The sequence below is a fragment of the Pedobacter sp. GR22-10 genome (assembly GCF_026239715.1).
GTDB lineage: Bacteria > Bacteroidota > Bacteroidia > Sphingobacteriales > Sphingobacteriaceae > Pedobacter.
The window spans coordinates 941,998-967,931 of record NZ_JAPIVR010000001.1; the positions used below are offsets into that span (position 1 = coordinate 941,998).

Consider the following 25,934-nt stretch of genomic DNA (forward strand, 5'->3'; position numbering starts at 1 on the left):
TATGTTTGATAATAACAGTAATATAGGTTGCTTTGAGTATGGAATTGATTTAGACAAGCCCATAAGCTATTTTTGTAAACTTTTATTTGATATTGGCAATGCTGTTGAGGGCGAATTTGCGATTGAAAGACTATTTAAAAATGAATTTATTGAGTCAATTGGCGTAAAATTTGAGTACTTGAATGAAGACGAAAAAGTTCCGGTTTTAGTGCGCGAGGTAGCAGCCTTCTATATCAAAGAAATTTTATCTGGACTAGATAAAATTGAATCATCAAATGTTTTGTTCGTTTACAAGCCCAATAATTTTCTGTTTTGGTCGGACGACGGTAAAGACTCTGCGCAAAAAGTAAATGCAAGTCTTACGAGTTTGATAATATCATATAAACTGTATGAAAAATTAATCGACAAAATTGAAAATGAGAAGCTGAAAAAAATATTTGGAAGTATTTCTTCTTTAAGGTATGATGAGTTTTATAAAAATTGCGTCCAGGTAACTCCTAAATATGATAGCCAGGTTCCCTATTTACCTTTGTCCTTTTTTAAAGAGGATCTCATTAGTGAAAATTTGATTGAAAGTGACGATGTATGGATCAACAAAAAAAGGATCAAAAAGCTATTTAATTTGGAAACAGCCGGGATTACGTCACCTCCCGGTATTTTAGCAAGTGCAGAAAATACTGAACAAGAAATCGGATTAAAGTATGGTGAATTTGTTTTTCCGTTTAACTTTCAAGACTTAAAAAGCCTAATAAAGGACGAGCATGTATTTGAATATTATTGGTTCTTATTTAGTTTTGTCTTTACAAAGGAGAGCAATCGTGGTGGTGTAATTAATGACCCTCTTTTAACTGCTTTTAAAGCCGACACAAAAGCTGCAGAGTTAACAAATACTCTATCGTATCTTGTAAATAATCATTACCTAACTGATAAAAGCTATATTTTCAAAGCAGATTTTGAAAAGTATTTTGAGGAAGTCGGTAAAATTAAAGGATTAAAATACGTTGCAGGATACGACTTTTTTATTTCCAATTCTGAGGGTAAGACCTCCCTGGGAATATATAGCGATGTTAAACCAGATAAAGACAGCAAAACTAATAATCTATTGCATTGGGTTACCAATCCTGATAAAACGGAATATCAGCATTATCGAAATGAAATTAAGATTGATACACTCAAGAATGAACCTGTATTTACATTAAAGCCTCAGATTGCATTCTATTTTATATCAAAATTCTTTGAAGATTTTTTATCAGAAGCAATTGAAGAGTTGGGATTAGCAGTCATAAAAAATTTCGAATTATTTATCAATGGAAAAACTTCGGGGGAGCTTGACTTCTTGATAAAATCAGACAAAAAGTTGATTTTTATCGAGGCCAAGACTAAATTGACCAACGAGAATATTGAAAAATATGTGGAGAAGTTTGGAAAACTCGATGCTCACCTAAAAAAGTTAGACTTCGAGTCAGAATTCTATATAATCTCTGCGTTTAGCGATGATACGCTGGAACGTAAAAGGTATTTTATTGATCAATCAATGACTGAGGGGTACAATGTTGAGCGTAAACCTTTGAAAACAATTCCTTACTATTTTAATGTACCAATACCTGCTTCAAGTGGTAAGAATTTGGTTTGTATAGCTGAGCCCCAGTTCGATAAGCTCAAAGCGATTTTAAAAAATATATGTCAGATTTAATTTTACCAATAACGAGATATTCCGGTTCAAAGAGAAAACTTATAATAAAAATTTGGGATGAGTTAGCAAAAAGTAAAATCAGCTTTAGTTCAGTTTTAGATATGTTTGGCGGGTCGGGATCATTTGCCTACATGGCCAAGGTTCATAATAAAACAGTTACCTATAATGACATCTTTAAGTTTAATTATTATATAGGGAAAGCCCTAATTGAAAATAATACCCTCCAGTTAACCAAAAGAGAATTGGATTCTTTACTCCAGAAAAATCCTGAAAAAAATTACCTCAATACTATTTCGGAAAATTTCCATGAAATTTATTATCCAGAAGACGAAAACCATTTAATAGATGTTGTTGTACAAAATATACTCGATTTAAAGAGTGAAAATAAAAGAGCTTCTGCTTTTTACATTCTTTTCCAAAGTTGTCTGATTAAACGTCCTTATAATCTTTTTCATAGAAAAAACTTAAACCTAAGAACGAATTTTAATGGTGGCGGATTTGGAAATAAGACTACTTGGGAAAGGCCATTTGAAGAATTATTCGACAAATTTTACACTGAATTAAAAACAATCACTTTTAGCAATGGGCTGAAAAATAAATCTGTTAATTTTTCAGCACTGGATTGTAATGAAGCTGCTGATTTAGTATACATTGATCCACCATATTTTCATAAAGACAGCCATGTTACCTATCACTCAAAGTATCACTTTTTAGAAGGCTTAGCCAACTACCACGATATCGTCAGTAATATAAATCACCAAACAAAAAATAAGGAGATTACGATCAATAAAAAGAGTGAATTCGAATCAAAATTGCATTTTTTGTCTGATCTCGAAGCACTATTTTTGAAGCATAAAAATTCGAAGATTGTTATTTCTTATAGAAATAACGGAATTCCGTCTATACCTGAAATATGTGATCTGCTTTCTAAATATAAAAAGTCTGTAGAAAGTATTAATTTGGGAAAGTATAATTATGCGCTGAACCGGAATAATGATGAAAACTATGAATATTTGATTATCGGTAAATAATGATATTGAGAGCACTGGGGCTAAACACTCCTGGGATCAGGCTTTAGTTCCAACCGTGCTACCTTCTGCACCTCAATTGCCGGGCAATCAAATTCCAATACAACTTTGCCTAAAATCAGGTAAACACCACGGCCATAAAGGGGGTACTGCTTTAGGGAGGGAGGGAAGTGCACTGTATCAAAGAAATCCCCGCCAACATCGGTGAAGGTGCCGAATTTCATGATCTGACCATTTTTAGTGCGGACATATTTGTCGCAAACAAAATCACCAACCATCCGGATTGTTTGCCCTACAAACTGCTTTAGCTGCAGCGCAGTGGTGTCGCCCCGGAAATCTGTCTTGATAATATCGAACATGGTGCCGCTAACTGGGAAGCCCATCAGTTCAATTTCGTCATAAAGGTCTTCGAGCAGTGAAGTGTGCAGCCTGGGTAGAACGGCCTTTCTGGATTCCGGCTCGAATAATAAGTTGCGGTCCTTTTCATATTTGACACCATTAAGCAGGATATGCGCCTCCCAAAGCATTTCCTTTTTGCCATAGCCGGTAAAACGAAGTGCCCCGGTACGGATCAGAACCACCATCTGCTCCAACCCGGCCCCGGTGCGAAGGATAAAATTTTCCAGGCTGGTGTAATCTCCATTGCGAAGCCGCTCTTCTGGTATGATCTTGCCTAATTCAGATTCCAGGTTAAGCAGGCAATCGAACCCAAGATAAACCTGAGTACCTTTTATGCTTGTTTTGACACTACTGATGTTAACACAGGGCAAACAGATCGTCCCGCCGGCTTTCTTTGCTTCATTGATATAATCCTTACGATGATAAAATCCACCGTAATTATTCAATACCGCCACCATGAATTCAAGCGGATAATATGTTTTGAGGTAAAGGCTTTGGTAGCTTTCCACGGCGAACGATGCTGAATGTGCCTTATTGAAAGAGTATCCTGCAAAGGATTCCATCTGCCTCCAGATTTCCTTAGAAATATGCTCGGGATATTTCATGTTTTCGCAGTGGTCAAAGAACTTATCCTGAATTTCTTCCAGGTGCTTTTTACTCCGGCTTTTGCCACTCATCATGCGCCTGAGAACGTCTGCATCGGCGAGATCAAGTCCACCGAAATGATGGCCCACTTTCATTACGTCCTCCTGGTATACCATAACCCCATAAGTTTCCTTAAGCTGCTCCTCCATAACAGGGTGCAGGTAATCTACCTTCGATGGATCACGGTGACGCTCTATATAGGTTTTCATCATCCCGGACGAGGCTACACCAGGGCGGATAATGGAAGAAGCAGCCACCAGGGTTAAATAATCATCACACTTTAATTTTGTTATCAGCTGGCGCATGGCCGGTGATTCGATATAGAAACAGCCGATGGTATTTGCTGAACGTAATTGGTCAGCAATTTTCGGATCATTGAAAAAACGCCTTGGGTTGCTGGTATCAATGGTAATCCCCCGGTTCTGCTGCACGATATCTTTACAATCCTTAATGTGACCGATGCCGCGCTGGGAAAGAATGTCAAATTTTTCAAATCCAATGTCCTCCGCCAAGTGCATGTCATACTGAACGGTAGGCAAACCTTTGGGCGGATAATCCAGTGCAGAGTAACATGTAAGGGGAAGCTCTGATATGATCACTCCGCTGGCATGTATGGTACGCATATTTGGAAAATCAGCCATTTGCCCATAAAAAGATAGGATCATGTTTATGATCTCATTCTTATTGAGCATATTTTCCGGGTCCTTAATCAACCGGTCAATGTCGTTTTTTGGTAAGCCAAATATTTTACCCAGCTCCCGGAGTATGCTCCGGTCCCGGAATGTGCTCATAGCACCCATTAAGGCTACATTGCCGCTTTGGTAACGATGAAAAATATATTCATACATTTCATCACGGTCCTGCCAGCTGAAATCGACATCAAAATCCGGGGGAGATTGTCTTTTAGGATTCAGAAAGCGTTCAAAATAAAGGTCCAGTTCAATCGGGCAGACATCGGTAATGCCGAGGCAATACGCGACGATCGAATTAGCTCCGCTACCGCGCCCGACATAATGAAAGTTCTTGCTCCGGGCATACCGACATATATCGTCAGTAATCAGGAAATAGGAGGAGAAATTTAGGTTGTCAATGATCTCCAATTCCTTCAGCACCCTGTCCATTGCTTTTTTATCGGACTTATCGTAACGCCGCTTGAAACCGTCTATTGCGTATTTATGCAAGAGCTGCTTATCATCGTACCTATTGCCCGTAAAGGTTTTCTTATTCCTATGCTGCTTAAAATCAAAATTAAAGCTGCAGGCCGACAACATCTTTTCCGTATTTTCAATAAGTACCGGAAAGTCTCTGAACTTATCCAACAGCTGTTCCTTTGTGGGAAAGACTTCTACGCTATCAGCCGTTTGGACACCAGGCGTAAGCTGTGAGATAAGGATATTATGGTCAATGGCCCGGAGCTGGATGTGCATCTGGTATTCGGACGCACTGGTGAAAGTCACAGGCTGCCACATGACGCACTTTGTTAAAGTAGCTGGATCTGCAAGCCTGATCTTGTTCAGGTGGATACTGCGCACCCCGATAAATTCATTTTCTCTAAGGGGATGCGTTAATCTTTTTCCCAATGGGTAAATAACCGTTACCTGGCTAAATTTAGGTGCCATAGCTGGAAAAGGCTTCTTCGTTCTGTTGTACTCGGTAACGAGTTCGTTAAGTTCCCTGAAACCAAATTCATTCCTTGCGATGCCGATATATAATAGTTGATCGCCATTGCGGATTTCAATACCGGCAAGCCCATTGATACCTGCCTGTTGGCAAGCTTTAATAAAGATGAGGGAGCCGGTAGAGTTATTAATGTCGGTAAGCACAGCAGTATAGTAGCCTTTGGATTGAAGCCCATCGACCAGTTGCTTTATGGAAAGTGTACCATAGCGCAGGCTATAATTACTGTGCAGGTTAAAAAGCATTGGTATTCTGTTTATAGTTAAAGACTGATTCCTCTTAATATTTTATCTACCCCGTATTTGACCCGGATCTTATCCATTGCATTCGATAGGCTGATGTCTTTTATCGAGTCGTTGAAAAGATCGGCCTGATAACTCCCGGAAATCAAACCGCTGAATTTTACACCGATCAACCGGATAAGCATACGCCGGGTATAAAGCTTCTTGAATAGTTGCAGCACATTTTCAGAAAGTACCCGTTCAGAGCTTGTATAGGGAACTTTGACCTGCATAGTATGTGTATCAAAGTTGCTGTAGCGAATTTTCAAAGTCAGGCATGAGGTAAGCTTTTTATCCTTGCGGAGATCAAAGGCAAGCTGGTCAATCGAGGTTAGCATGACCTTTTTCAGGAAATCCATATCGATAGTATCCTGTTCAAACGTATGTTCTTTGCTCATGCTTTTTTGTTCCGAATAAGGCACAACAAGTGCGTCATCGAGGGCATTGGCTTTCTTCCAAATAGAAACGCCGTTTTCTCCGAGTGCCCGGCGCATGGTAAAGACTTCCATCTGCTGGAGTGTAAGAATTTGGGAAACCCCCATGTTGCGCAGCAGGCCATAAGTCTTCTCACCAACCATTGGTATTTTACGGATGGACAGGGGGGCAAGAAAGGATTTTTCCGTACCATCTGCCACTTGGCGTTCACCGCAAGGTTTAGCCTCACCGGTTGCGATCTTGCTCACGGTTTTATTTACAGACAAGCCAAAGGAAATGGGGAGGCCCGTTTCTCGAATGATCCGCTGGCGGAGCTCCTGTGTCCATTTCCAGCATCCGAAAAATTTATCCAGCCCGGTGATATCCAGGTAATGCTCATCAATACTTGCTTTTTCTACAATTGGCGCCTTTTCGGAAATGATGTCCGTTACCATATTGCTGTAATAGGAATACTGATCATAATCGCCGCGGACCAGCTTTGCTTCCGGGCATAGCTGCCTGGCAAGGCGCATAGGCATGGCGCTGTGCACCCCAAATTTCCGCGCTTCGTAGGAACAGGACGCCACTACCCCCCGGTCGGAAGAACCACCGATCAAGACCGGCTTACCAACAAGGGAACTGTCCTGCAAACGCTCCACTGATACAAAAAAGGTATCTAAATCACAGTGCACTATTCGCCGTTCCATACTATTTCAGTTTATTTTACTACATTTGACATTATTAGTGACAATTGTATGATTCCAATAATACCAATACAAAGTGAACACGCAAAAAGTTTTTTTTCACACCAACCTTAAATGGCTCCGGGAGCGCAAAAAAATCAGCCAGGAACATTTAGCAAATATCTTGGGCATAACCCGTTCTAAGTTGAATGCGCTTGAAAGCGGCAAAACAAGAGCCCCTCAGCCGGAAGACTTTTTGAATATTTCCGAATATTTTAAGGTGAGTATAGATACCTTGTTAAAAGTTGATCTAACCAAAATTTCAGAGTTGAGCTTCCGCGAACTGGAAGCGGGGAATGACATTTACCTGCAGGGAGGTAAGATGAGAATTTTAGCTATTACGGTGGACAAGAGCAATAAAGAAAACGTAGAATATGTGCCGGTAAAAGCAAAAGCAGGTTATCGCGCTGGCTACAGTGACCCGGATTTTATTTCATCGTTGCCCAGGTTTACCTATCCCAATTTGCCATCTGGGGGTACTTACCGCATGTTTCCAACTGTGGGCGATTCGATGTTGCCCATCCCGGAAGGAAGCGACATCCTCTGTAAGTATCTGCAGGACTGGAGCACTTTAAAGCCCGGAACCCTATGCATCGCGATATTAAAAGGAGAACAGGATTTTGTATTTAAAAGAGTAACCTTGCATGAAGAGGGCTTACACATGGAATCACTCAATCCCATATATAAACCCTATGTCGTTCCGATTTCAGATATCCTTGAGCTATGGGAGTATTATAGTTTTCAATCAAAAAATGTCCCTGAAGTCCATGAACTTCAACACATTTCTGGTACGGTAAACGAAATCCTGGCAGAAATAAAAGAATTGAAGAAGCCAGTAAAATGATGATCATGTGTGTCGGGCTTCAATGGAAATACGGCATTATAACCTTGGATTAGTTTCAAAAAATAATCTTTTAGAAATTTTTTCAAAAGCTTTCCATTCTGCGTCAAAATCATTTTGGGAATTATAGTCGATGAATAGAAATGAATCACCCTCATCAAGGTGGAGCTGAAGGCTGCCGGAATCTACCAGGTGTGCAATTCCCATCCGGTAACGCTTGCCAACTTTTAAACCATAACCCTTACCTGAACCTGCAAACTCTGCTGATCCATAAGTCCGTTTTACTTTTGTGTTTTCCATATAGCTGATTACTATGCAGATAATAAGGAAAGGCAAGTTAAGTATTTAAAAAAATAATATCAAGTCTGAACGGTGTACGCGTTGTCGTAATTGCTCACTTTTATTACCTTCGCCACCCTAAAATAAAAATAATGTCTACCCATCGGCTCGAAGCGCATTACCAGGATAAAACTTTTTTCTTTAAGACGGTATCCATCAACAAAGATGAGGTCAGGATCGAAATGTACGGTACGATATACATACTGGTTAAAACCGGGGATCAATGGCAAAACCATTCTTCCAGCCGATACGAACTGGCATCGGGCTTGATTGGTGCAGTACTGGAAACGTTGAAGGTTACTTAAAGTTTTACTTTTCCAACCATAATTTAAAGTCCCTGGCTCTTTTTTGGCTAATGACTACTTCCCCCTTAAAAGCAGGAGCAAGGTTTGCCTCTAGCTTACCATACGCTAAAAGGTCGAAACCTTTCAATGCCTGGCGGTGAACAATCAGCTGCCTGTTTGCCCTGAAAAATTTGTCATTGGGCAGCTGTTGCTGGACTTCATCCAAAGCACTGTTTATAAAATAGTCCTCCCCGGTACCGGTACGCACATAATTGCTTTCACCATCGCGGAAGAAGTATGCTATCTCGTCAATGTGGAGGATCAGGTTGCCGGTAGCCTTGTTCACGGTAAATGTTTCCCTCACCGCAGACGCAGGGTCTTGTTCGCTTATCGTTAGTTTGGAAAGTATCTTCTCCGCATGTGACCAACGCTCATAAAAATAATAGGCAACATAATAAAGGTTGATAAGGATTAACTGCATGAGTACGACCATAAAATCATACCGCAGGTAATTTGTTCTAAGGATATCGTAGCCCCGTATTTTAAAGTAAATGGCAACCATCAGGAACACCCCTACAGCAGGCAGCATCAAGCCACAAAAGAACTGCATGGCTACCCTTTGAAGTGGCATTTCTTTCCATGGAAACCGATTATCAAGCTTTATATTGATCCACCGGATAATACTGAATATGATGAACGCAATCAATGCGCTGCTAAGTACCGCGTAATAATATTGCTCAAGGAGCATCATTTCAAAGGTGCTCAATTTTTCACCGTATACAATCAGGATGTGCGAGGCGATAAGGCATAACGCAACACGGAGGTAGAGGTCTTCGTATTTAACAGGGGATCTGGTTAAGGTAAGATCAGTCATAGGAGATTGGCGATAATTTTCCTTTGTAAAACATGGATTACATGGTAATGTTTTTCTTTTTAAAAACGATATTAGTAATGAATTATTTCACTAAAACATTTTACTACATGACTAAACAAGCATTTACAGAAGACGGCGTTGCCACTAAGGAAGCGGAATTGTACGCGCTCTCATCAACAGATCTGTATACGGAAACCAGCCAGATCCGTACAGATTTCAAAACGTGGTTTACCAATAATTTTGTTCTGGATGGTAGCCAGCTAAGCTATCTTGTAGGGATTGATCCTAAATTTATCACTAGCGTGGCATCAGAGGTTGCCGACAGCATCGAAAACCAGCTACCCATCAAAATTGAGTTTCCATTAGTAACTATAGGAGCTAAGTTTTTGGAAAAAGGCAATGCCTTGCTTTATACCTTTGAGCCGAACACGGGTTTGAGGGTGAGCGGACAATTACAGATCAATATTTATTACCAATAACAACCGGCCCTTTAAAAAAGGGCCATATTAATTTAAGGAGAACCCTTCCACCATTTTTAATAGCGTAAAAAAATTCTTATATTAGTTAAACCAAAAGAATTACACTTTGCCCCACTGACGTGAATAATTATAAAGCCCTTTCTGATATTGCTTTGGTTGCTCTTCTCAAGCAGGATGATGAGCAGGCACTATCTGCTTTATATCTGCGCTATTGGGACAAACTTTTCTCCGTGGCCTGCCACCGCTTAAATGCCCCCGAAGAGGCTGAAGAGGTCGTGCAGGATATTTTTTTCCGGCTGTGGGAAAACAGGCACACCCTGGAACTAAAATACACCATCGCAACCTACCTTGCCGTTGCGGTTAAGTACAGGATCATAAACCTTATGGACCATCTTTACCGCAAAAGAAACCGTGATGCACAATTACCGGATTATTCTGTATTGCTGTCGCCTTCACCTGAAGATTACACTTTCGAAAAAGAGCTCCGGGATCAGATCGAAAATATCGTGGGCCGCCTGCCGGAAAAATGCCGGATCGTTTTCCGTTTAAGCCGGGAAGAATACTTAACCAATAAGCAGATTGCTGAAACGCTTGACATTTCTGAAAAGACAGTAGAGGCGCATATGAGCAAAGCATTACGTGAGCTAAAGGGCAGCCTTGCCATTTCTGCTCCCGGTCTTCTATTATTTATTACGGGATCAAATTTTTTCTCTAAATAAATATTTCTCCTGACTAAGGGTGAAACGAGATTATTCTGACTATAGGGTAAATACCACCTTATGGAAGCCGGATATAACCGCGAACTATTATTAGAGATTGCCCATAAAATAAAGAATGGAAAGCAGACGATTGCTGAACAGGCTTATTATGATTTGTGGTATGAAAGCTATGAGGACAGCTTGCTTGAATTGCCGAAAGGCTACGCAGCCAACCCCATTGCGATCCGGGACAGGATGCATGAAAACATTAAATCCAAAATAAGTCAGAAAACTATTGTCCGCCGTTTTCCGGTATGGATAAAAATTACCTCAGCAGCGGCCGCACTGATCCTATTAATTGGACTGTTGCTTTATATAAATCTTAAAAGTACGCCGGCTACGTCAACGCCGACAATCACCGCGTCTTCAATTCTTCCCGGCAGCAATAAGGCAACACTTACACTTGCTGATGGAAGGGTAATCAGCCTTGATCAGCTCGCTCCTGGGCTTATCGCAACAGAAAATGGTTTACAAATAACAAAGGATAAGGAAGGACGTATAGCTTACGATATTGCCACCACAAGTAAACCGGCCGTACTTAGCTATAACTCTATTGCAGTTCCGCAAGGAGGGACCTACCAGGTTTCCTTGCAGGATGGAAGCCGTGTATGGCTTAATGCAGGATCATCACTAAAATACCCGGCAACATTTGCAGGGCTAACAGAACGGAAAGTAGACCTGAGCGGTGAAGGTTATTTTGAAGTGGCGAAAGATAAGGCCCACCCCTTTATTGTAAAAACCCGGCAACAGGAAGTCACCGTACTTGGAACCCATTTTAATATTAATGCTTACCCTGATGAGCTAAGGGTTGTTACTACGCTTGAAGAAGGAAGGGTTAAGGTTAGTTCGGGTGGAAGCTATCTGACAATCAACCCGGGCGAGCGTACCGTATTGGCCTCGGAAGGAAATATGGAAGTACAGCAGGCAGACCTGGAAAGTGCGCTGGCATGGAAAAATGGAAAAATCTATTTCAAGGATGCCGATATCAGGAGCATTTTGCGCCAGGTCGCACGCTGGTATGATATTGATGTAGCCTATGAAGGAAAGATACCCACAAAACTTTACACCGGTGGTGTATACCGCAATTCAAACCTCAGTACTATATTGGAGATTCTTCAGGAAAACAATATCCATTTCGCTATCAGCGAACCCATTAAAGGTAAGAAACTACTGACCGTTCGTTTTTAATATAAATAATCAAATGTTGAACCTTAAACCAGAATGCATGAAAAAGTAGAAAAAGAAAGTTTTAGTTAATGATTCCCCTTAAAAAAAAGCCGGTACCGAGTTGTAGACGGTGCCGGCAAAATTGGGGGTTAATTCATGTCAGCGTGTAACCAACAATTTATCAACTAACCAATCAACCAAAAGTATGAATTTTTATACATGCTTTCACAATGCCTATGGCAAAAAGTGGAAGCCTGCCTGGAAGGGCATTCCTGTGTCTAAGCCGGAAGTCCTCTTCCGGTACCCAATAGCAATCTTTTTGCGGACCAACCTCGCTTTTTCCCTGTTCGCATTGTTTTGCCTAATGACCAGCGCTGCAGCGTACGGCCAAAGCATAACGATCTACGTTAAGAACGCACCGCTCGAAAACGTATTTAAGCTAATTGAAAAACAGAGCGGATACCTGTTCTGGTGCGATAATGATCTGCTTAAAAAAGCAAAACCCGTTGATCTGTCCCTAAGAAACGCCAGCTTGCCTCAGACGCTTGATGCCTGTTTTAAAGATCAGGCTTTGACCTATGTGATAAAAGGGAAGACCATTGTTGTGAAGCCAAGAAATCAAGCAATTATAAATATACCGACCGATAATCGTGAGGGCATAAATATAAAAGGTAGAATTATCGATCAAGATGGTCGGCCTTTGCCAGGAGCATCCATAAAAGTAAAAGGACAAAACTTTACTACCTTAACTAATAATAGGGGTGAATTTTCTTTTGTCTATCTACCTCCGGGAGCAATTCTGCAAATAACTTTTGTTGGTTATGAAAGCAAAGAAGTTGAGGCAACAGATGGAATAACCGTTACCCTGATCAAAAGCAATTCAAAGCTAGATGAAGTGCAGGTTATAGCATATGGTACAACAACACAAAGACTAAGCACAGGTAATATCAGCACTGTAAAAGCAAAAGATATAGAAAGCCAACCAGTATCAAATCCGTTAGCTGCATTACAAGGCAGAGTATCTGGCTTGGTCATTACACAAGGAAGTGGTGTGGCAGGATCTTCGTTCAAAGTACAAATCCGTGGTCAGAGTTCAATTGACCTGAGTCTTTCCCAAAATAATCCTTTATTTATTATTGATGGTGTACCGTTTGAAGCTGGCAATCAGGCAACGAACAAAATTAGCTCCGCAGCCAATAATCCAACTTCCATCAGTACAGGTGGTCTAAGCCCGTTAAATAATATTAATCCACAAGATATTGAAAGCATTGATGTACTTAAAGATGCTGATGCGACCTCAATATATGGTAGTCGAGGAGCAAATGGTGTAATAATAATTACAACCAAAAAAGGCAAGCCTGGTAGTACGCAGGTCAATATCAATACTTACTCCGGCTTTAGCCATGTTGGTCGAACCATGGGTATGCTTAATACCCAGCAATATGTACAGATGCGAAATGAGGCATTGGCTAATGATGGTTATACGGCAAGCAGCAATGTTGCCGATCCTGGCTATGCTCCTGACATTACCCTTTGGGACACTACAAGATATACTGATTTCAAAAACCTGCTTATTGGAAACACTGGTTACTCCAATAATATCCAATCTTCTGTTTCGGGTGGTAATAATTTAACCCAGTTTTTGTTAGGTGCCAATTACCATAGAGAAACTACTGTATATCCAGGAGACTTTTCGGACAATGTTGCATCTGTGAATTTTAACATTAATCATAGGACAACCAATGATAAATTTCATCTTCTATTTTCAGGAATGTATTCAAATGACAAGAACAGAATGCCAAGGTATGATTTGACCAGATACATAAATTTGCCGCCAAATTTGCAATTGTTTGATGCCGCCGGAAATTTAAATTGGGCAGAGGCTGGTGTTACTTTTTATTCACTCAACAGCCATATTAACCCGCTATCGTTGTTGGAACAGAAATATAATTCGAGAAATGAAAATCTTTCGGCCAATTTAAATCTTAACTATTTGGTTACAAAAAACCTCACAATTAGGACAAATTTTGGGTACAATACTTTCAGGACAGATGAGTTTACGCTGCAACCAAAATCTTCAATCGACCCAAACGGAGGCTCTGGACTTTTGCCATCCTCAGAATTTTCCAACTCTAGTAATCAAAATTGGATTATCGAGCCCCAATTGGAATACAGTCTCAAAGGTAGCTTTGGTAAACTAAATGTTTTAGTTGGGAATACTCTACAGAATAAAATAGGTATAACGGATTACCAGTATGGAACGAACTATACGTCTGACCTTTTACTTGGCTCAATAGGTGCAGCCGGATTAATAAGAGCTACAAATGATCGTACGGAGTATAGATATACTGCTTTCTTTGGTCGAATTAACTATAATTTTCAAGATAGATACATCTTGAATTTGAGCGCCCGGAAAGACGGTTCCAGCCGTTTTGGTCCTGATAGGCAGTGGGCAAATTTTGGAGCCTTAGGGTTGGCATGGCTTTTCTACCAAGAACAGTTCATCAAAGACAATCTATCATTTCTAAGTTATGGAAAGATTAGAACGAGTTATGGCACCACAGGTAACGACCAAATAGGTGACTATAAGTTTTTAAATCTTTGGTCAAGTACCGCTAATATCTACAATGGTTTATCTGGTTTGAATCCAAGGAGTCTTTACAATCCGGAATACAACTGGGAAATCAGTAAGAAATTCGAAGTTGCAATTGAATCAGGTTTCCTAAAGGATCGAGTCTTTATCTCCGCTGCCTATTACTTTAATCGTTCAAGCAATCAGCTAGTTAGTTATGTATTGCCCAGCCAAACGGGTTTTTCTAATGTCGTGAGGAACTTTCCTGGGCTGGTACAAAATTCTGGATTTGAATTAGTCCTGACAACGAAAAATTTTACTCGTGCAGATTTTAGATGGGCAACTAGTATTAACTTATCAATACCCAAAAATAAACTTATAGCATTCCCCAACATCGAAACGTCAAGCTACAGGAATAGCTATGTTGTTGGTCAATCCTTAAATATAATACGAGGCTACAAATACCTCGGTGTGAATCCTCAAACTGGCGTTTATACTTTCGAGGATTATAATGGCGATGGTCAGCTGACTGCAACTGGCGATTATCAAAATTTCGGGAATAGAGATCCTAAATTCTACGGGGGGATGCAAAATTCTTTATCGTACGAGAATTTGGATTTGAGTTTCTTCTTTCAGTTTACCAAACAAACAGGGCTAAACTATATTGCGCAGCTGGGCGTGTCACCGCCAGGACAGATTTACAACCAACCGGACATTGTGCTGAAGAGATGGCAACGACCTAGTGATGTATCTGAAATTCAAAAGTTCTCTTCGGGACCAAGTGTAGTTTCTGGTGCAGCTGGATACCTTGCGTTATCAGATGGCAAGTACACAGATGCATCATTTATAAAATTAAGGAACGTTTCCTTATCATATCGGTTTCCGGTTAAATGGTTGCAGCGCATTCATATTAGTGGGTTAAGGGTTTACACAGAGGCGCAGAACTTTCTCACAATAACGAATTACAAAGGCGCTGATCCTGAAAGTCAGGACTTCTTTGTACTCCCGCCTTTGAAAACTATTGTTGCCGGCTTTCAACTAAACTTGTAAGGACATGAAAAAAATATCAAAATTTCAAAAAACAACAATCTGCACAATTTTAATTGCTTGCATGTTTAGCTCCTGCAAAAAATATCTTCAGGTAGGTGCACCCGGAACACTGGCAGAGCAGAGCAGAATATTTGCAGATGATCAAACTGCCACGGCTGCAGTTGTAGGATTATATTATAACATGGTTTCATCTTCGCTGTCGTTTTGCAATGGTGGCATAACGCTATACACAGGGCTGTCCGGCGATGAATTCGCTAATGTAAACCCTAGTCCTAGCCATGAGGCATTTAGATTTAATTCCATCCTGGTCGATAATTCAACGATAAGCTCAACTTTCTGGTCAAACCCATATAAGAATATCTATCAGGCTAATGCTGTAATTGATGGCCTGAATAGTTCCAAGACTTTAACGCCGTCATTGAAAAATCAGTTGCAGGGTGAAATGCTTTACATAAGGGCGCTGCATTACTTCTATTTGGTAAACTTGTTTGGCGACGTACCACTCGAAACAACAACTGATTTCCAGAAAAATAGTATTATGCCACGCACATCAAAAGATGAGGTGTATCAACAAATCATTAGTGATCTAGAAAAAGCAAGAACATTGTTAACTAATTCTTACGCCACGTCAGTTAGCACAAGACCCAACAAAGGCGCTGCTACTGCCTTACTGGCAAAGGTTTATCTTTATCAAAATAGATGGGTAGATGCCGAAGCAATGGCAACAGACGTAATTAGTTCGGGGAAATACAGCCTCGAGCCTTTAAATAGTGCTTTTCTTGCTTCGTCTAAAGAAGTAATATTTGGAATCTCTAAAGTTACCGGAAATACTGCCGAAGGTGCTCAGTTCATTCCTGCATCGACCACGGTAAAGCCAACATTCACAGTCACTTCAAATTTACTTGCGGCTTTTGAGCCTGGCGATAACCGAAAAACTGCATGGCTAAAAAGCAACACATTAAGTGGTGTGGCCTATTATTATCTGAATAAATACAAGGCTAGAACGTCAAGCCCTATCACAGAAAATTATATTGTGCAGCGGCTTGCTGAGCTCTATTTGATTAGAGCTGAAGCACGGGTAAAGCAAAATAACCTTTCGGGTGCACTTGATGATGTTGATGTGATTAGAAACAGAGCCGGGCTTACAAAGACTGGAAATGCAAATCCGGGGATTAACCAAGACGACTTGTTCAAAGCAATTCAAAAAGAAAGACAAGTTGAATTATTCGCCGAATGGGGAAACAGGTGGTTTGATTTGAAGAGAACTGGCAAAGCGGATGATGTCCTTGGATTATCAAAATCTCCAAACTGGCAAATCACGGACCAGCTATATCCAATTCCCTTTGCTGAGATACAGAAAAACCCATACCTAATACAAAATGATGGTTATACTAATTAAAAAAAATGAAAAAGCTAATTTATATTATCCTTGCATTTGCCTTTATTAATTGCAAAGCCCAACAGACAGAAACTGAACTTCCAACTGTAGGAAAGGCTATGCCAGACTTCCAGCTAAACGATGTTCACTATTACGGTAAAAAGAAAGTTTTTTTACGAGATTTTAAGGGGCAATGGCTGATACTCGATTTTTGGAATCAGTATTGTGGAGTTTGTCTTTCCAGCCAACCCAGAATAAATGTATTACAAAGCAAGTTTAAAGGCAGAGTCCAATTCTTATTGGTTGGTTATACTGGATCACAATATAAACATGGTTCTAATAATAAATCAATACGCAAACTGTACGAACGTAATCGAAAAGATAATAATTTAAACCTAGTTATTGCGTATGACTCACTATTAATGCATAGATACGAAATAAAACCGACGCCTTATATGATAATAATTGACCCTGATGGAGTAGTTCGGGGGATTACTACCCATGTAACTGAATCAGAACTGCAAGATCTTATATCCGGAAAGCCAGTTAAACTCGTACCAGCTTATCATTCAAATAAAGAAGCATTATTGGCAAGACCTAAGAAATAGGTAAAAATGGGGTGTAAGCATTCTATGCCTACATCCCATTGTTTAATTAAGGTTGCTCATCAGTTTGCACCTGGTCTGTACCTACATTTTCAGTTGGTAAAGACGGCGTACCAGAAAATCCACGCAGACAATCATAAGTATCGCCGGTAGGGCAAATATTTTCGTTCATGGCACCCTCTCTGTCGCCAGTAAATTGAACTGGCGCGCCGCTTTTGATATAACCGTTCGGATATACTGATGGGTTATCATAAGAGACTTTGTACCAATGGAGATTGTCTGTAGTAGTAGTTGTTACTTCAGATTTGGCATCCTTGGTTTCACCTTTAGGAGTACCGGCCATGGCTGTGGCAGAACATGCAGCTAACAGTACGGCAGCGCTGAGCATTAACTTAAAACGTTTCATAATTTGGCGTTTTAGATTTGGGGAGGTTTTGGTTTAGATAATGAAGTGAATCCAAAGGAGCAAAGAAACAGTACGGCGAATAGAACAGTGTAGTCTTACTTAAGAACCAAGCACAATAAACCAACATTTATGAAAATATCGAGAGGTAATAATTACCTGAAAAAAAAGAGGGTTTAAACCTGAATACTTTGTAGAGGCAAAAACTTACAAAAACTTAAATTAGATGTAATTTTATAGACTGATGATAAAGTCATGCCTAGGCATGACTATAATTTTCCGACTTTTAGCAACCCAGGCTTGTTGTGGGTTGGCTAGTAATTGTTGTTGTTGTAGGGTGCAAAGTACTGGCGGCACCATTGCGCTCATCTGCATTATTTCTCTTAAAAATAAATAGCCTTTTACTGCTGATCTTAGTTGTTGATTTTGTTGTTTTCATATTTCTTTTTTTAGGTCTTTTGCCTTTTCTGATATAAAATTAATACGCGTCCCCATCAAAATCTTGATCATTATCTGAATTGCCATTATGGTAATGTGAAATGGCGGTTTGGGAATGTGAAATCCAAAAACTCCAATTTATGTTTCAACTTAAAGCCAAAAATCTAGTGTCTTTTTTTTGGCACACCACAGCTATATCTATTTTTATAATTTCAGAAATAGGCGTATTGATATTCACAGGTAGCAGGGCCAATCTGCTACTATTTGGTGTTTTTTATAGCTGCGACATTTTGTATTTTTATTTCAATGCTCACTATTACATGCCCTCTTTAATAGGAAAAAGAAGCATTGTTATATCAAAAGTATTTCTCGCAGTTGTAGAGGTTTGTTCATATGCCGCCCTACTATGCCTGATAAGCAGCTTAATCCGATACATTCTACATCGACCAGGGATGCTTATAAGTTCTGAAGATATTGCTAAAGGGTTATGGCGCAGTTTCTTTATATGGTCCATAAGCACTGGCTATTGGTTTGCCAGATACAGCATCGAAAAGGTTAAAGAATTGGCAGACAGCAAAGAAAGGGAGATCAGGCTCGAAAACGATTTTATAAGAAGCCAGGTAAATCCACATTTTTTATTGAACACGCTGACTTTTATCTATTATAAACTAGTGCCCACTAATCCTGATATAGCAAAAACAGTTGCAATGCTTTCGGAAATGATGCAGTATTCTGTTCGTAATAATGCAGAAAACGCAAAAGTATCATTAGCTGATGACCTGGCTCAAATAAATAGGTATCTTGAAATTCAACAAACGCTGAACGGGCACCAGCTATACCTAACATTCAAGGCCGTTTTCGCAGCGGATGAAAAAAGTATTTTTTTGCCGCCTCTGATATTCCTCAATTTCGTAGAGAATGTTTTTAAATATGGGCAATTAAAGGATCAGGATCATCCGGCTTTTATTTCCATTGATTATGATGGTAGGATTTTGCATTTTCATTCGGAAAATTTTGTATCACCCTCTAACCAGGTCCGAAGTAACTTTATTGGTATTGCAAACACGAAGGCGAGATTAGATAAGCACTTCGATCAAAATTATTTACTGCAGACAGGGCTGCATAATGGGGTTTATGAAGTCGATTTAAAGATCAGTTTATGAGTAATAGAATCTTCCTTGTTGATGACCATGACTATATTTTAGACTATATGGCCACACTGGTTGCCGCAATTCCTGACTTGATTTTAGTCGGACGGGAAACTGACCCTTTGGTTGCGCTTAAAAAAATAGTGAGCAAAGAAATTGTTGCTGATATTATTTTTTTAGATGTTGATATGCCCGGTTTAAATGGAATAGACCTGGCTGAATCTATTAAAAATTATGCTGCTCTTGTATTCACGACAGGATACACCAATTTTGCCCATTTGGCATTTAAGGTTGACGCAGTTGATTACCTTATGAAACCGGTTACCCTAGAAACATTTGAATCAGCCATTAAGAAGGCTTCAGTCTGGCTTAAGAACAAAAGGCTAAATGCTAAACCGAAAACAGATTTTTTAATTGTTCCAGGAGATGGGAAGAATGTACACATCAAAATCGACAAGAAAGATATACTGTACATTAAAGGTTCCTCCAACTATTCACAGATAAATACCCATCAGCGAGAATATTTAACCAATAGAATGATTAAGGAAATCAGTGGGGAATTAAGTGAGCTACCATTTTTCCGGATACACAAGTCTTATATCATTAACGTAAACAAAATGATTAAAGTGGATACCAATACTGTTTATTTAGAAGAGGGGACTGAACTTCCTATAAGTGAAACCTACCGGAGAGAATTTATGGCAGCAATTGGTGCAAACAGGTAGTTCATAATTTTTATTTGTACTATATTGGTGCAATAATTTAAGGTAACCTGGGCAAAATTTTAATGAACAAGAAGGAAGTAATTCGGATAACATCATTTTTAAGGGAGGTGGAGGAACTGCCTAACGAAATTCTTACGGAGGAAGAGTTTAATCTATATCTTTCTGGTGAAGAAGGTAGAGTTTTAATAGAGAATAAACAGGCAGACTTACTAAATAAGGTTAGAAATTTAAAACTGCGCTTGTTGGGATACTTCAGAGCTTTGGATGGCGATCAGGCGGTCTATGTTGATTTATTGGGCACAATTACATTCCGTCCTAAAGATTTCATATTCAATACAGGTCACTACCAGAATAGCCAGGCATGGCTAAATGATAAAGGTAAACTTATCAATCTGCTTATTATGGCCAAAGCTGAAATTGAGGAGAAAGCCCGTATTGCAAAAGATAGTCCTGAAAATTCAATATGGGCATTACTAAAATCGAAAGAGGTGAAAATTCTCGTTTTTTCGACATTATTGGGAGGCGTTGGGTGGCTGGGTACAGTAATTTATACGAATATTACTGAACGCAAACCTGCTATTAACCAGGTCGAGAATTCAGTCCAGGATAAGTCCACAGCTGAAGACCGCGCACTGGTACTCGACAAGACAACCAGGGAAGTACTCACAAATTATTACCAGACAGTACAGTCACTTCGTGAAAAATATTCATCCATCAGTGCGGAAGACTATATAAAAGAGTACCTGGAAGAGGAAACCAGAAATATTGGAACTCGAATAAAAAATCGATCTTATATACATCGTTTCGCAAAAAATGAAAACCTTTGGCAGGCGAGTGACTATAACGAAATGGCCACTCTGTTATTAGCCAGAACTGTTGGGCGTATGAAGGAAATATCTGAAGATATTGAAAGCACCTCCAAGGGACCCTTTACCCTCACAGAAGACAGGCTGAAGGCATTGGAAGAACAGCTGAAAAATGAAATTGCCAAATAATTTTAAGCTGAAGAAGTCCTTTAACCGTACGCCTGAAGTATTGCATCTTCAATTTCCTGTAAAACACTTTGTTTTGTATTATGCGTCTTTGTTTTTTGCACCAGGATACCTAAGAGCATTACTACGATAAGTTGGAGCTTCCGCAAATTATCCATTTCAAATTTTGCCTCTTTCCCATGATGTATGAGCTTACTCCTTACATCATACATCGTTTTCATGAGCTCGATTGCGTTCCTTCGATCTTCAACAGTTTTAAAAACCAGCTTAGAGCAATATTTGCAAACGGATTCAATGATCGGGGAGTTACTATCGAACAGGAGTAGAGATTCCAATATGGTAAAAAGTTCCACAACCCTTTGATGAAGATTAGAATTGGATATGGCATTGCCATACCGCTTTATACTGTTTATAATTAAGCTTTGCAGCTCTGTAGGTTCATCGGGTAGATCCAGTAAAAACTCATGGAACAAACCCATCTGTCTTTCCACGCTTCGCCTCCATTGGTCGGGACCAATACTATAATGGTTTGCTGGCATATATAAGTTGAGATTGAAATCTTCGAGTTCATTATCAGCGCTGGTAATGATAACTTCTGCTTTTGTGGCAGCTTTTACCCTTGAATCAATATCAAAACCAAGTTTTATGAAAGGGAAATCTGTCGTATCGGAACACATCTTAAGTATATCGACTGCCAGTGAGCAGTATTCGAGTGCGATTTCCTCCGCTTTTTTCTTTTCCCCTGTTACGGAAATAGATACAAATACTTTTCCTTGATGACTCTTTCTTAACTGTTCATGGTTTTCATCACTGGTTATTGATCCCTTTGCTCTGTTGTGTATGATCAGCTTGTCAAAGTAATCTTTGGTAAAATATTCAAAAGTTGCCTTACCAATTTGAAACGGATTTTTAATGTGTAAATAGAGAATTGGAAAACGGATTTTGAGATGGGACATTTCTTTTTGAAATTCATCCAAAAGGAAATTCGATAAAGTATTGTCTGCTTTTTTTGATTTATGGGTTTTGATTAACCATTCGAATATTTTATTTCCAATAAAATCCTTACTTACTTTATGATTTATGCTTTTTTCCTGTGATATGGTATTCGCTAGTTTCTTCAGCTTCACATAATCCGGTTCATTTAAACCTATGGATCTATTATCGTACACCTCCCGTTTTGAAATAGTATTGCCATAATGATCTGCCTCTGAAAATATTTGTGGGGCATCGACTATTTTATCGGTCAGGTCAAAGCCTATAGTATGATCCAATGAACCATAATCCTTTTTAGTTTTAGGTTGTACTGAAGGGGTAATTTTTTCTTCAAGAAGTGCTAAAATCCTGAAAGCCTCGGCGTCTATGTGTTCTTTCTTTTTGTCGTTAATATGCATTTCAGGTCCCCTTTGTTTGATTCTAAAAATAATAGTTTTTTCTCTCCATGTGTAATTATATATACAAATTATCAAAATTTATCTTTGGGAATTTTAGACGATAAAATTTAATCAGGTATATACCTGGGGATATTTACCAGTTAAGCATAACGGGAGTTATCAGCTGCTTACGAATTCACTCCTTTAACTTACATTTTCATCACAAATTTACACGGATATACATTTTTCGTATTCTAAAAAGCAGACTTGAATAATTTGCACTTGTCGGTTTGTAAATACTTCATCTTTTTATGAAGTATTCCGCCGGCTATTTCACCTACCTCACCATCAAAAAGCCCTTAGATGCCATTCTGAAGGGTCAATGCCATTGTAGTTTCGTTCAGTCAATTAAACTGAAACATTAAAGAATGAAATCAATCCAGGCACCAAACACCAACACACATATGGACAAGTTTTCGAGAGCGCTGTTAGCGAAAATGGATACCGAACTGCAAAGGATCTCGATTGAAACGGAAAACCATTTGCAACAGGCCGAACAATCCTTTTATCTTATGGATAGTATATTGAAAGAACTTAAGGAATTTTTCATAACCCATAATTTCCAGGATGAAAAGGAAGAGATCATTTTTTTTAAAGAGGTAAAACCTATGTTTTTGCGTGAGCTGATTTATTACAATGAGCTTTATGAAACGGAAGCACATAAGCCGATAGGATCTGCGGAGGAACAGAAACATTACTACATGAGAATCCTCGAATCCAAGGCAACATATTTCGACCGTAATAAACATATCTATAATTACTACCGCAGAGGTATCAGCAACCTGGACGAATTGTGGTTTCTTCGTAAAAACCTCTATGCTTCCGAGGTTCCGGTGTATATGCTGGATATGGACCTGACATTTACGACACCTAATAGTTTTATTTTATCAAAGCTGCAGGCTTACGAAAAATTACTTGCCTACCTTAAACAGCAGATCAATCCTCCTGCGCTTCATGTTACTCAAGATCAATCGACCCCGGACCGAAAGAGCCAATTGACCTGGACTGATTCCAAGTCAGCTTTAATAGAACTCGCCTATGCCCTACAGGCAAGAGGTGCTATAAACTTTGGTAAAGGTGATGTGATTCAGGTCGTAAATGTTCTGGAAGCCGCTTTTAATGTGAATGTGGGTAACCCGTACCGGGTATTTCACGGAATGTTGATCCGCAAAAAGAGCCGGCATCCTTTCCTTGATGATCTCACCGTTTCATTAGATAGAATGCTGGACCAAAAAGATGAATAATTTAGTCAGACTTATATTGTTCCTATTAAGCCGCCTGTTCTAGGCGGTTTTTTTTTGCCTAAAATTTATCCTGTTGCTAGATAATTCACGAATTATTATTAATCAGAATTGACTTGTGACCTTCACTCAAATTGTAAAACAGAACCGGTAAAATGACCTATTAAAGAAGGTCCTGCTATCTCTCATACCAGATTAACAACGGCTGTACTTCAAGTTGGATCATCCACAGCCAATTTCTTATAAAAATCTTCTGAAAAATAATTCTGGACAACCTTGTCACAGGTTGTAAAAGAGGGCTTCAGATCTGCTGCACTTTTGCTATCGTAAACAACGGGAATAAACCCGGAATATTTAGAAACCAAAAGATATGAAGATGTTCGAAGCAATTACGTGGAAGCAATATGGGACAGCGGTGATAATAGCTGTTCTGGTTTATTATGCCGTGATCGGCGTGCTCTATTACAGGAAACAGATCAGAAGCAATTTGGCAGGCAGGCAGGATAGCCCCGCCGGGCATGTAGCAGAGGAAACCCCGGAAGATGACCGTGGGCAGGATATTGATCCTTTTGAAGAACTGGAAGAAATCATAGACGAGATAAAAGAGCGCATCCTGGAGCAGGCAGGAAAAGAGATCAGCAAGGACGAACTGCTGGAGCAGCTTAGTCAGCGACTGGATAGCTATAGCGGGTTACGCAGACCTGCCTACAGGATCGCTCTTAATAATTTCATTATACAACATGCGGAAAGTATTTGTGGGGTAACGTTCAGTGAGGAAGAATTGGATAAGCGGTGGAGATCGTTGCCCCGTTTTGTATAAAACGCCAATACAAATTACGGCTGCTCGTTTCTGAGGGCTGTAAAAAATCAAAACATAAAGGAATTGCGGGCAGCCTTCAGCGGATGGAAATGGAGGATGTTGGGGAAGGTTTGCCCGCAAAGTTACAGCTGCCGGAGCGGTTGGTTTGATTAGAGGATGAGGTGGAAACCGGCAGCAACTTTCCCCGCTCCCTGGCCTGATAGCCGGGGAGCCAAGGGAAGGATTTTAGAGAAATGAAGGATAGCAAAAGCTGTCAAGTGGAGTGATAAAATCAAGTGAAGATGGAAAAGGTGAAGAAGGGATTGATGAAGATCTCCCAAAGTTTAAAAGCGGGTGTAATAACCCTTGTAATGGTTGTTGCAAGTTTGTATGCAGCAGCCCAGGATGGAGTTGCCGGTATCAATGAGGCCAACGAGAAAGTACGTGGATACTTTGATTCAGGATGTGACCTGATGTATGCTATCGGGGCGCTATTGGGGCTTATAGGAGCAGTGAAGGTGTACCAGAAATGGAATGCGGGTGACCCGGATACTTCAAAGGTGGCCTCTGCATGGTTCGGGAGCTGCATCTTCCTGGTTGTGGTAGCAACGATCATCAAATCGTTCTTCGGAATATAATGGGCATGGAAAAATATATGGGATATAAGCCTGCCGGGCAGGTTGATCCCGTAGAACGGGAACTGCCCATTGTCGATATCAAGGGCACCGAGTTTTTTGTCGATATACAAAAGCATGAATTCCGCCAGGTGGATAACCCGTACAACAGGATGACCCTTGGTGACATCGGAGAACAGGAAGGTTTAACCAGGTTCTTTTATGATACCGATACAAAAAATATCTACCTGGGGAATTACAGCATCCATGCCAAATATCCTTCGACCGTAAGAGAGGTTTATGTTCCAGCCCTAAAAGAGCTGGACCCGGTTGGGCTGGCGCAGCGGCAGGGAACAAGCTATACCGGACAATTACTCCCGCCAAAAGTGCGTGAGCTAAAATGCCTGAAAATCGAGAGCATGAGAACAAAAAAGAAAGGCCAACGGCTCTAAAAAAATAACCGCTATGCTAAACATCCTTAAAGAAAAACTGAAGGCTTATATCCTTATCAATAACCCGGAACTGCTGATCCGGCAGGAAGGGGATTTGATAACCAGTACCTATCTGGAGGTCAAGGTCAGCCAGGTTATGCCGCTTGTGCTCAGGCTACTTAGCGAAGATAAACCTGCATATATCATCGAGGAGCTGGCGCTCAATGAAATGACCGCTGTGCTGAAACCATCCCGGTACAACTACCTGCTTGAACTTCTTGAAACAGAGTTTCAACAGGACTTTGAAAAATTCCGGGAAATAGGTGTGCTGCGGTATGAGGTGCTCAACCTCATGGAATGCTGCAGCGAAACATTTGAAGTTTTCGATTTCAGTGAAGCAAATGAAGGCAACCGGTTTCTGCGCTATGCAGTGATCGGCAAAGTGCATGAGTATTTGAATTAAAGCAATGCCCCAGTGAGGCGGAA

25 protein-coding genes are annotated in these 25,934 nt (G+C 40.0%); 18 read left to right on the forward strand and 7 right to left on the reverse strand.

Translation table 11 applies throughout. The features are described from left to right. Position 1: 1 nt before the first annotated feature. Positions 2 to 1,693 (forward strand): hypothetical protein, encoded by a 1,692-nt coding sequence (locus OQX64_RS03980; protein ID WP_265817727.1) that lies wholly within the window; start codon positions 2 to 4, stop codon positions 1,691 to 1,693. Continuing rightward, positions 1,681 to 2,724: a DNA adenine methylase gene (locus OQX64_RS03985; RefSeq protein WP_265817728.1), complete on the forward strand. Its 1,044-nt coding sequence runs from the start codon at positions 1,681 to 1,683 to the stop codon at positions 2,722 to 2,724. Before OQX64_RS03980 ends, OQX64_RS03985 begins: the two co-directional genes overlap by 13 nt. Before the next feature lie 20 nt (positions 2,725 to 2,744). Here the strand turns inward: OQX64_RS03985 and OQX64_RS03990 are convergent, their stop codons facing one another. Together OQX64_RS03990 and dinB are read right to left on the reverse strand one after the other, a co-directional pair. Beyond that, positions 2,745 to 5,687 carry a DNA polymerase III subunit alpha gene (locus OQX64_RS03990; protein WP_265817729.1) on the reverse strand — a complete coding sequence of 981 codons (2,943 nt, stop codon included), beginning with the start codon at positions 5,685 to 5,687 and terminating at the stop codon, positions 2,745 to 2,747. 17 nt (positions 5,688 to 5,704) lie between these two features. Further along, a complete protein-coding gene (gene dinB / locus OQX64_RS03995) occupies positions 5,705 to 6,844 on the reverse strand; it encodes a DNA polymerase IV (protein ID WP_265817730.1) in 1,140 nt (379 codons plus the stop codon). Positions 6,845 to 6,917: 73 nt separating this feature from the next. On the opposite strand from dinB, the gene OQX64_RS04000 reads away from it, so the two are divergent. Next, positions 6,918 to 7,724, forward strand: coding sequence for an XRE family transcriptional regulator (locus tag OQX64_RS04000; protein WP_265817731.1), 807 nt, complete (start codon positions 6,918 to 6,920; stop codon positions 7,722 to 7,724). A 36-nt stretch (positions 7,725 to 7,760) separates the two neighbouring features. Here OQX64_RS04000 and OQX64_RS04005 read toward each other — a convergent pair whose 3' ends face one another. Beyond that, the gene (locus OQX64_RS04005) at positions 7,761 to 8,021 is read right to left on the reverse strand and encodes a hypothetical protein (protein WP_265817732.1); all 261 of its coding nucleotides are present in this window, start codon (positions 8,019 to 8,021) and stop codon (positions 7,761 to 7,763) included. 131 nt (positions 8,022 to 8,152) lie between these two features. On the opposite strand from OQX64_RS04005, the gene OQX64_RS04010 reads away from it, so the two are divergent. Next, positions 8,153 to 8,365 carry a hypothetical protein gene (locus OQX64_RS04010; protein ID WP_265817733.1) on the forward strand — a complete coding sequence of 71 codons (213 nt, stop codon included), beginning with the start codon at positions 8,153 to 8,155 and terminating at the stop codon, positions 8,363 to 8,365. A 4-nt stretch (positions 8,366 to 8,369) separates the two neighbouring features. Here OQX64_RS04010 and OQX64_RS04015 read toward each other — a convergent pair whose 3' ends face one another. Next, complete coding sequence (locus tag OQX64_RS04015) at positions 8,370 to 9,218, reverse strand: LytTR family DNA-binding domain-containing protein (RefSeq protein WP_265817734.1); 849 nt, start codon at positions 9,216 to 9,218, stop codon at positions 8,370 to 8,372. A gap of 107 nt (positions 9,219 to 9,325) precedes the next feature. Between OQX64_RS04015 and OQX64_RS04020 the strand changes: the two genes are divergently transcribed. The 6 genes from OQX64_RS04020 (at position 9,326) to OQX64_RS04045 (ending at position 17,230) form a co-directional block, all read left to right on the forward strand. Next, the gene (locus tag OQX64_RS04020; protein WP_265817735.1) at positions 9,326 to 9,697 is read left to right on the forward strand and encodes a hypothetical protein; all 372 of its coding nucleotides are present in this window, start codon (positions 9,326 to 9,328) and stop codon (positions 9,695 to 9,697) included. Positions 9,698 to 9,816: 119 nt separating this feature from the next. After that, complete coding sequence (locus OQX64_RS04025; protein ID WP_265817736.1) at positions 9,817 to 10,416, forward strand: RNA polymerase sigma-70 factor; 600 nt, start codon at positions 9,817 to 9,819, stop codon at positions 10,414 to 10,416. Positions 10,417 to 10,476: 60 nt separating this feature from the next. Continuing rightward, on the forward strand, positions 10,477 to 11,643 hold the full coding sequence (locus OQX64_RS04030; protein WP_265817737.1) for a FecR family protein: 1,167 nt from the start codon (positions 10,477 to 10,479) through the stop codon (positions 11,641 to 11,643). 343 nt (positions 11,644 to 11,986) lie between these two features. Further along, on the forward strand, positions 11,987 to 15,244 hold the full coding sequence (locus tag OQX64_RS04035; RefSeq protein ID WP_265817738.1) for a SusC/RagA family TonB-linked outer membrane protein: 3,258 nt from the start codon (positions 11,987 to 11,989) through the stop codon (positions 15,242 to 15,244). Between the two features lie 4 nt (positions 15,245 to 15,248). After that, positions 15,249 to 16,643 (forward strand): RagB/SusD family nutrient uptake outer membrane protein, encoded by a 1,395-nt coding sequence (locus tag OQX64_RS04040; protein ID WP_265817739.1) that lies wholly within the window; start codon positions 15,249 to 15,251, stop codon positions 16,641 to 16,643. 5 nt (positions 16,644 to 16,648) lie between these two features. Next, positions 16,649 to 17,230: a TlpA family protein disulfide reductase gene (locus tag OQX64_RS04045; RefSeq protein WP_265817740.1), complete on the forward strand. Its 582-nt coding sequence runs from the start codon at positions 16,649 to 16,651 to the stop codon at positions 17,228 to 17,230. A 46-nt stretch (positions 17,231 to 17,276) separates the two neighbouring features. Here OQX64_RS04045 and OQX64_RS04050 read toward each other — a convergent pair whose 3' ends face one another. Beyond that, on the reverse strand, positions 17,277 to 17,633 hold the full coding sequence (locus tag OQX64_RS04050) for a hypothetical protein (protein ID WP_265817741.1): 357 nt from the start codon (positions 17,631 to 17,633) through the stop codon (positions 17,277 to 17,279). Between the two features lie 283 nt (positions 17,634 to 17,916). Next, positions 17,917 to 18,069 (reverse strand): hypothetical protein, encoded by a 153-nt coding sequence (locus OQX64_RS04055; protein WP_265817742.1) that lies wholly within the window; start codon positions 18,067 to 18,069, stop codon positions 17,917 to 17,919. 451 nt (positions 18,070 to 18,520) lie between these two features. Here OQX64_RS04055 and OQX64_RS04060 point away from each other — a divergent pair, with 451 nt between their 5' ends. From OQX64_RS04060 to OQX64_RS04070, 3 genes are all read left to right on the forward strand, one after another. Beyond that, the gene (locus tag OQX64_RS04060) at positions 18,521 to 19,231 is read left to right on the forward strand and encodes a sensor histidine kinase (protein WP_265817743.1); all 711 of its coding nucleotides are present in this window, start codon (positions 18,521 to 18,523) and stop codon (positions 19,229 to 19,231) included. Then, positions 19,228 to 19,941, forward strand: coding sequence for a LytR/AlgR family response regulator transcription factor (locus OQX64_RS04065; protein ID WP_265817744.1), 714 nt, complete (start codon positions 19,228 to 19,230; stop codon positions 19,939 to 19,941). Before OQX64_RS04060 ends, OQX64_RS04065 begins: the two co-directional genes overlap by 4 nt. Positions 19,942 to 20,003: 62 nt before the next feature. Beyond that, complete coding sequence (locus OQX64_RS04070) at positions 20,004 to 20,936, forward strand: hypothetical protein (protein ID WP_265817745.1); 933 nt, start codon at positions 20,004 to 20,006, stop codon at positions 20,934 to 20,936. 20 nt (positions 20,937 to 20,956) lie between these two features. Here OQX64_RS04070 and OQX64_RS04075 read toward each other — a convergent pair whose 3' ends face one another. After that, the gene (locus OQX64_RS04075) at positions 20,957 to 22,324 is read right to left on the reverse strand and encodes a HEPN domain-containing protein (protein ID WP_265817746.1); all 1,368 of its coding nucleotides are present in this window, start codon (positions 22,322 to 22,324) and stop codon (positions 20,957 to 20,959) included. 407 nt (positions 22,325 to 22,731) lie between these two features. On the opposite strand from OQX64_RS04075, the gene OQX64_RS04080 reads away from it, so the two are divergent. From OQX64_RS04080 to OQX64_RS04100, 5 genes are all read left to right on the forward strand, one after another. Continuing rightward, the gene (locus OQX64_RS04080; protein WP_265817747.1) at positions 22,732 to 23,607 is read left to right on the forward strand and encodes an RteC domain-containing protein; all 876 of its coding nucleotides are present in this window, start codon (positions 22,732 to 22,734) and stop codon (positions 23,605 to 23,607) included. A 373-nt stretch (positions 23,608 to 23,980) separates the two neighbouring features. Beyond that, entirely contained in the window at positions 23,981 to 24,424 is a 444-nt protein-coding gene (locus OQX64_RS04085; protein WP_265817748.1) for a hypothetical protein, read from the forward strand. A gap of 350 nt (positions 24,425 to 24,774) precedes the next feature. Further along, positions 24,775 to 25,041, forward strand: a complete 267-nt coding sequence (locus tag OQX64_RS04090; protein ID WP_265818288.1) for a DUF4134 domain-containing protein — start codon at positions 24,775 to 24,777, stop codon at positions 25,039 to 25,041. 17 nt (positions 25,042 to 25,058) lie between these two features. Then, complete coding sequence (locus OQX64_RS04095) at positions 25,059 to 25,469, forward strand: hypothetical protein (RefSeq protein ID WP_265817749.1); 411 nt, start codon at positions 25,059 to 25,061, stop codon at positions 25,467 to 25,469. A gap of 13 nt (positions 25,470 to 25,482) precedes the next feature. Further along, positions 25,483 to 25,911: a hypothetical protein gene (locus OQX64_RS04100; RefSeq protein WP_265817750.1), complete on the forward strand. Its 429-nt coding sequence runs from the start codon at positions 25,483 to 25,485 to the stop codon at positions 25,909 to 25,911. The last annotated feature ends 23 nt before the right edge of the window (positions 25,912 to 25,934 follow it).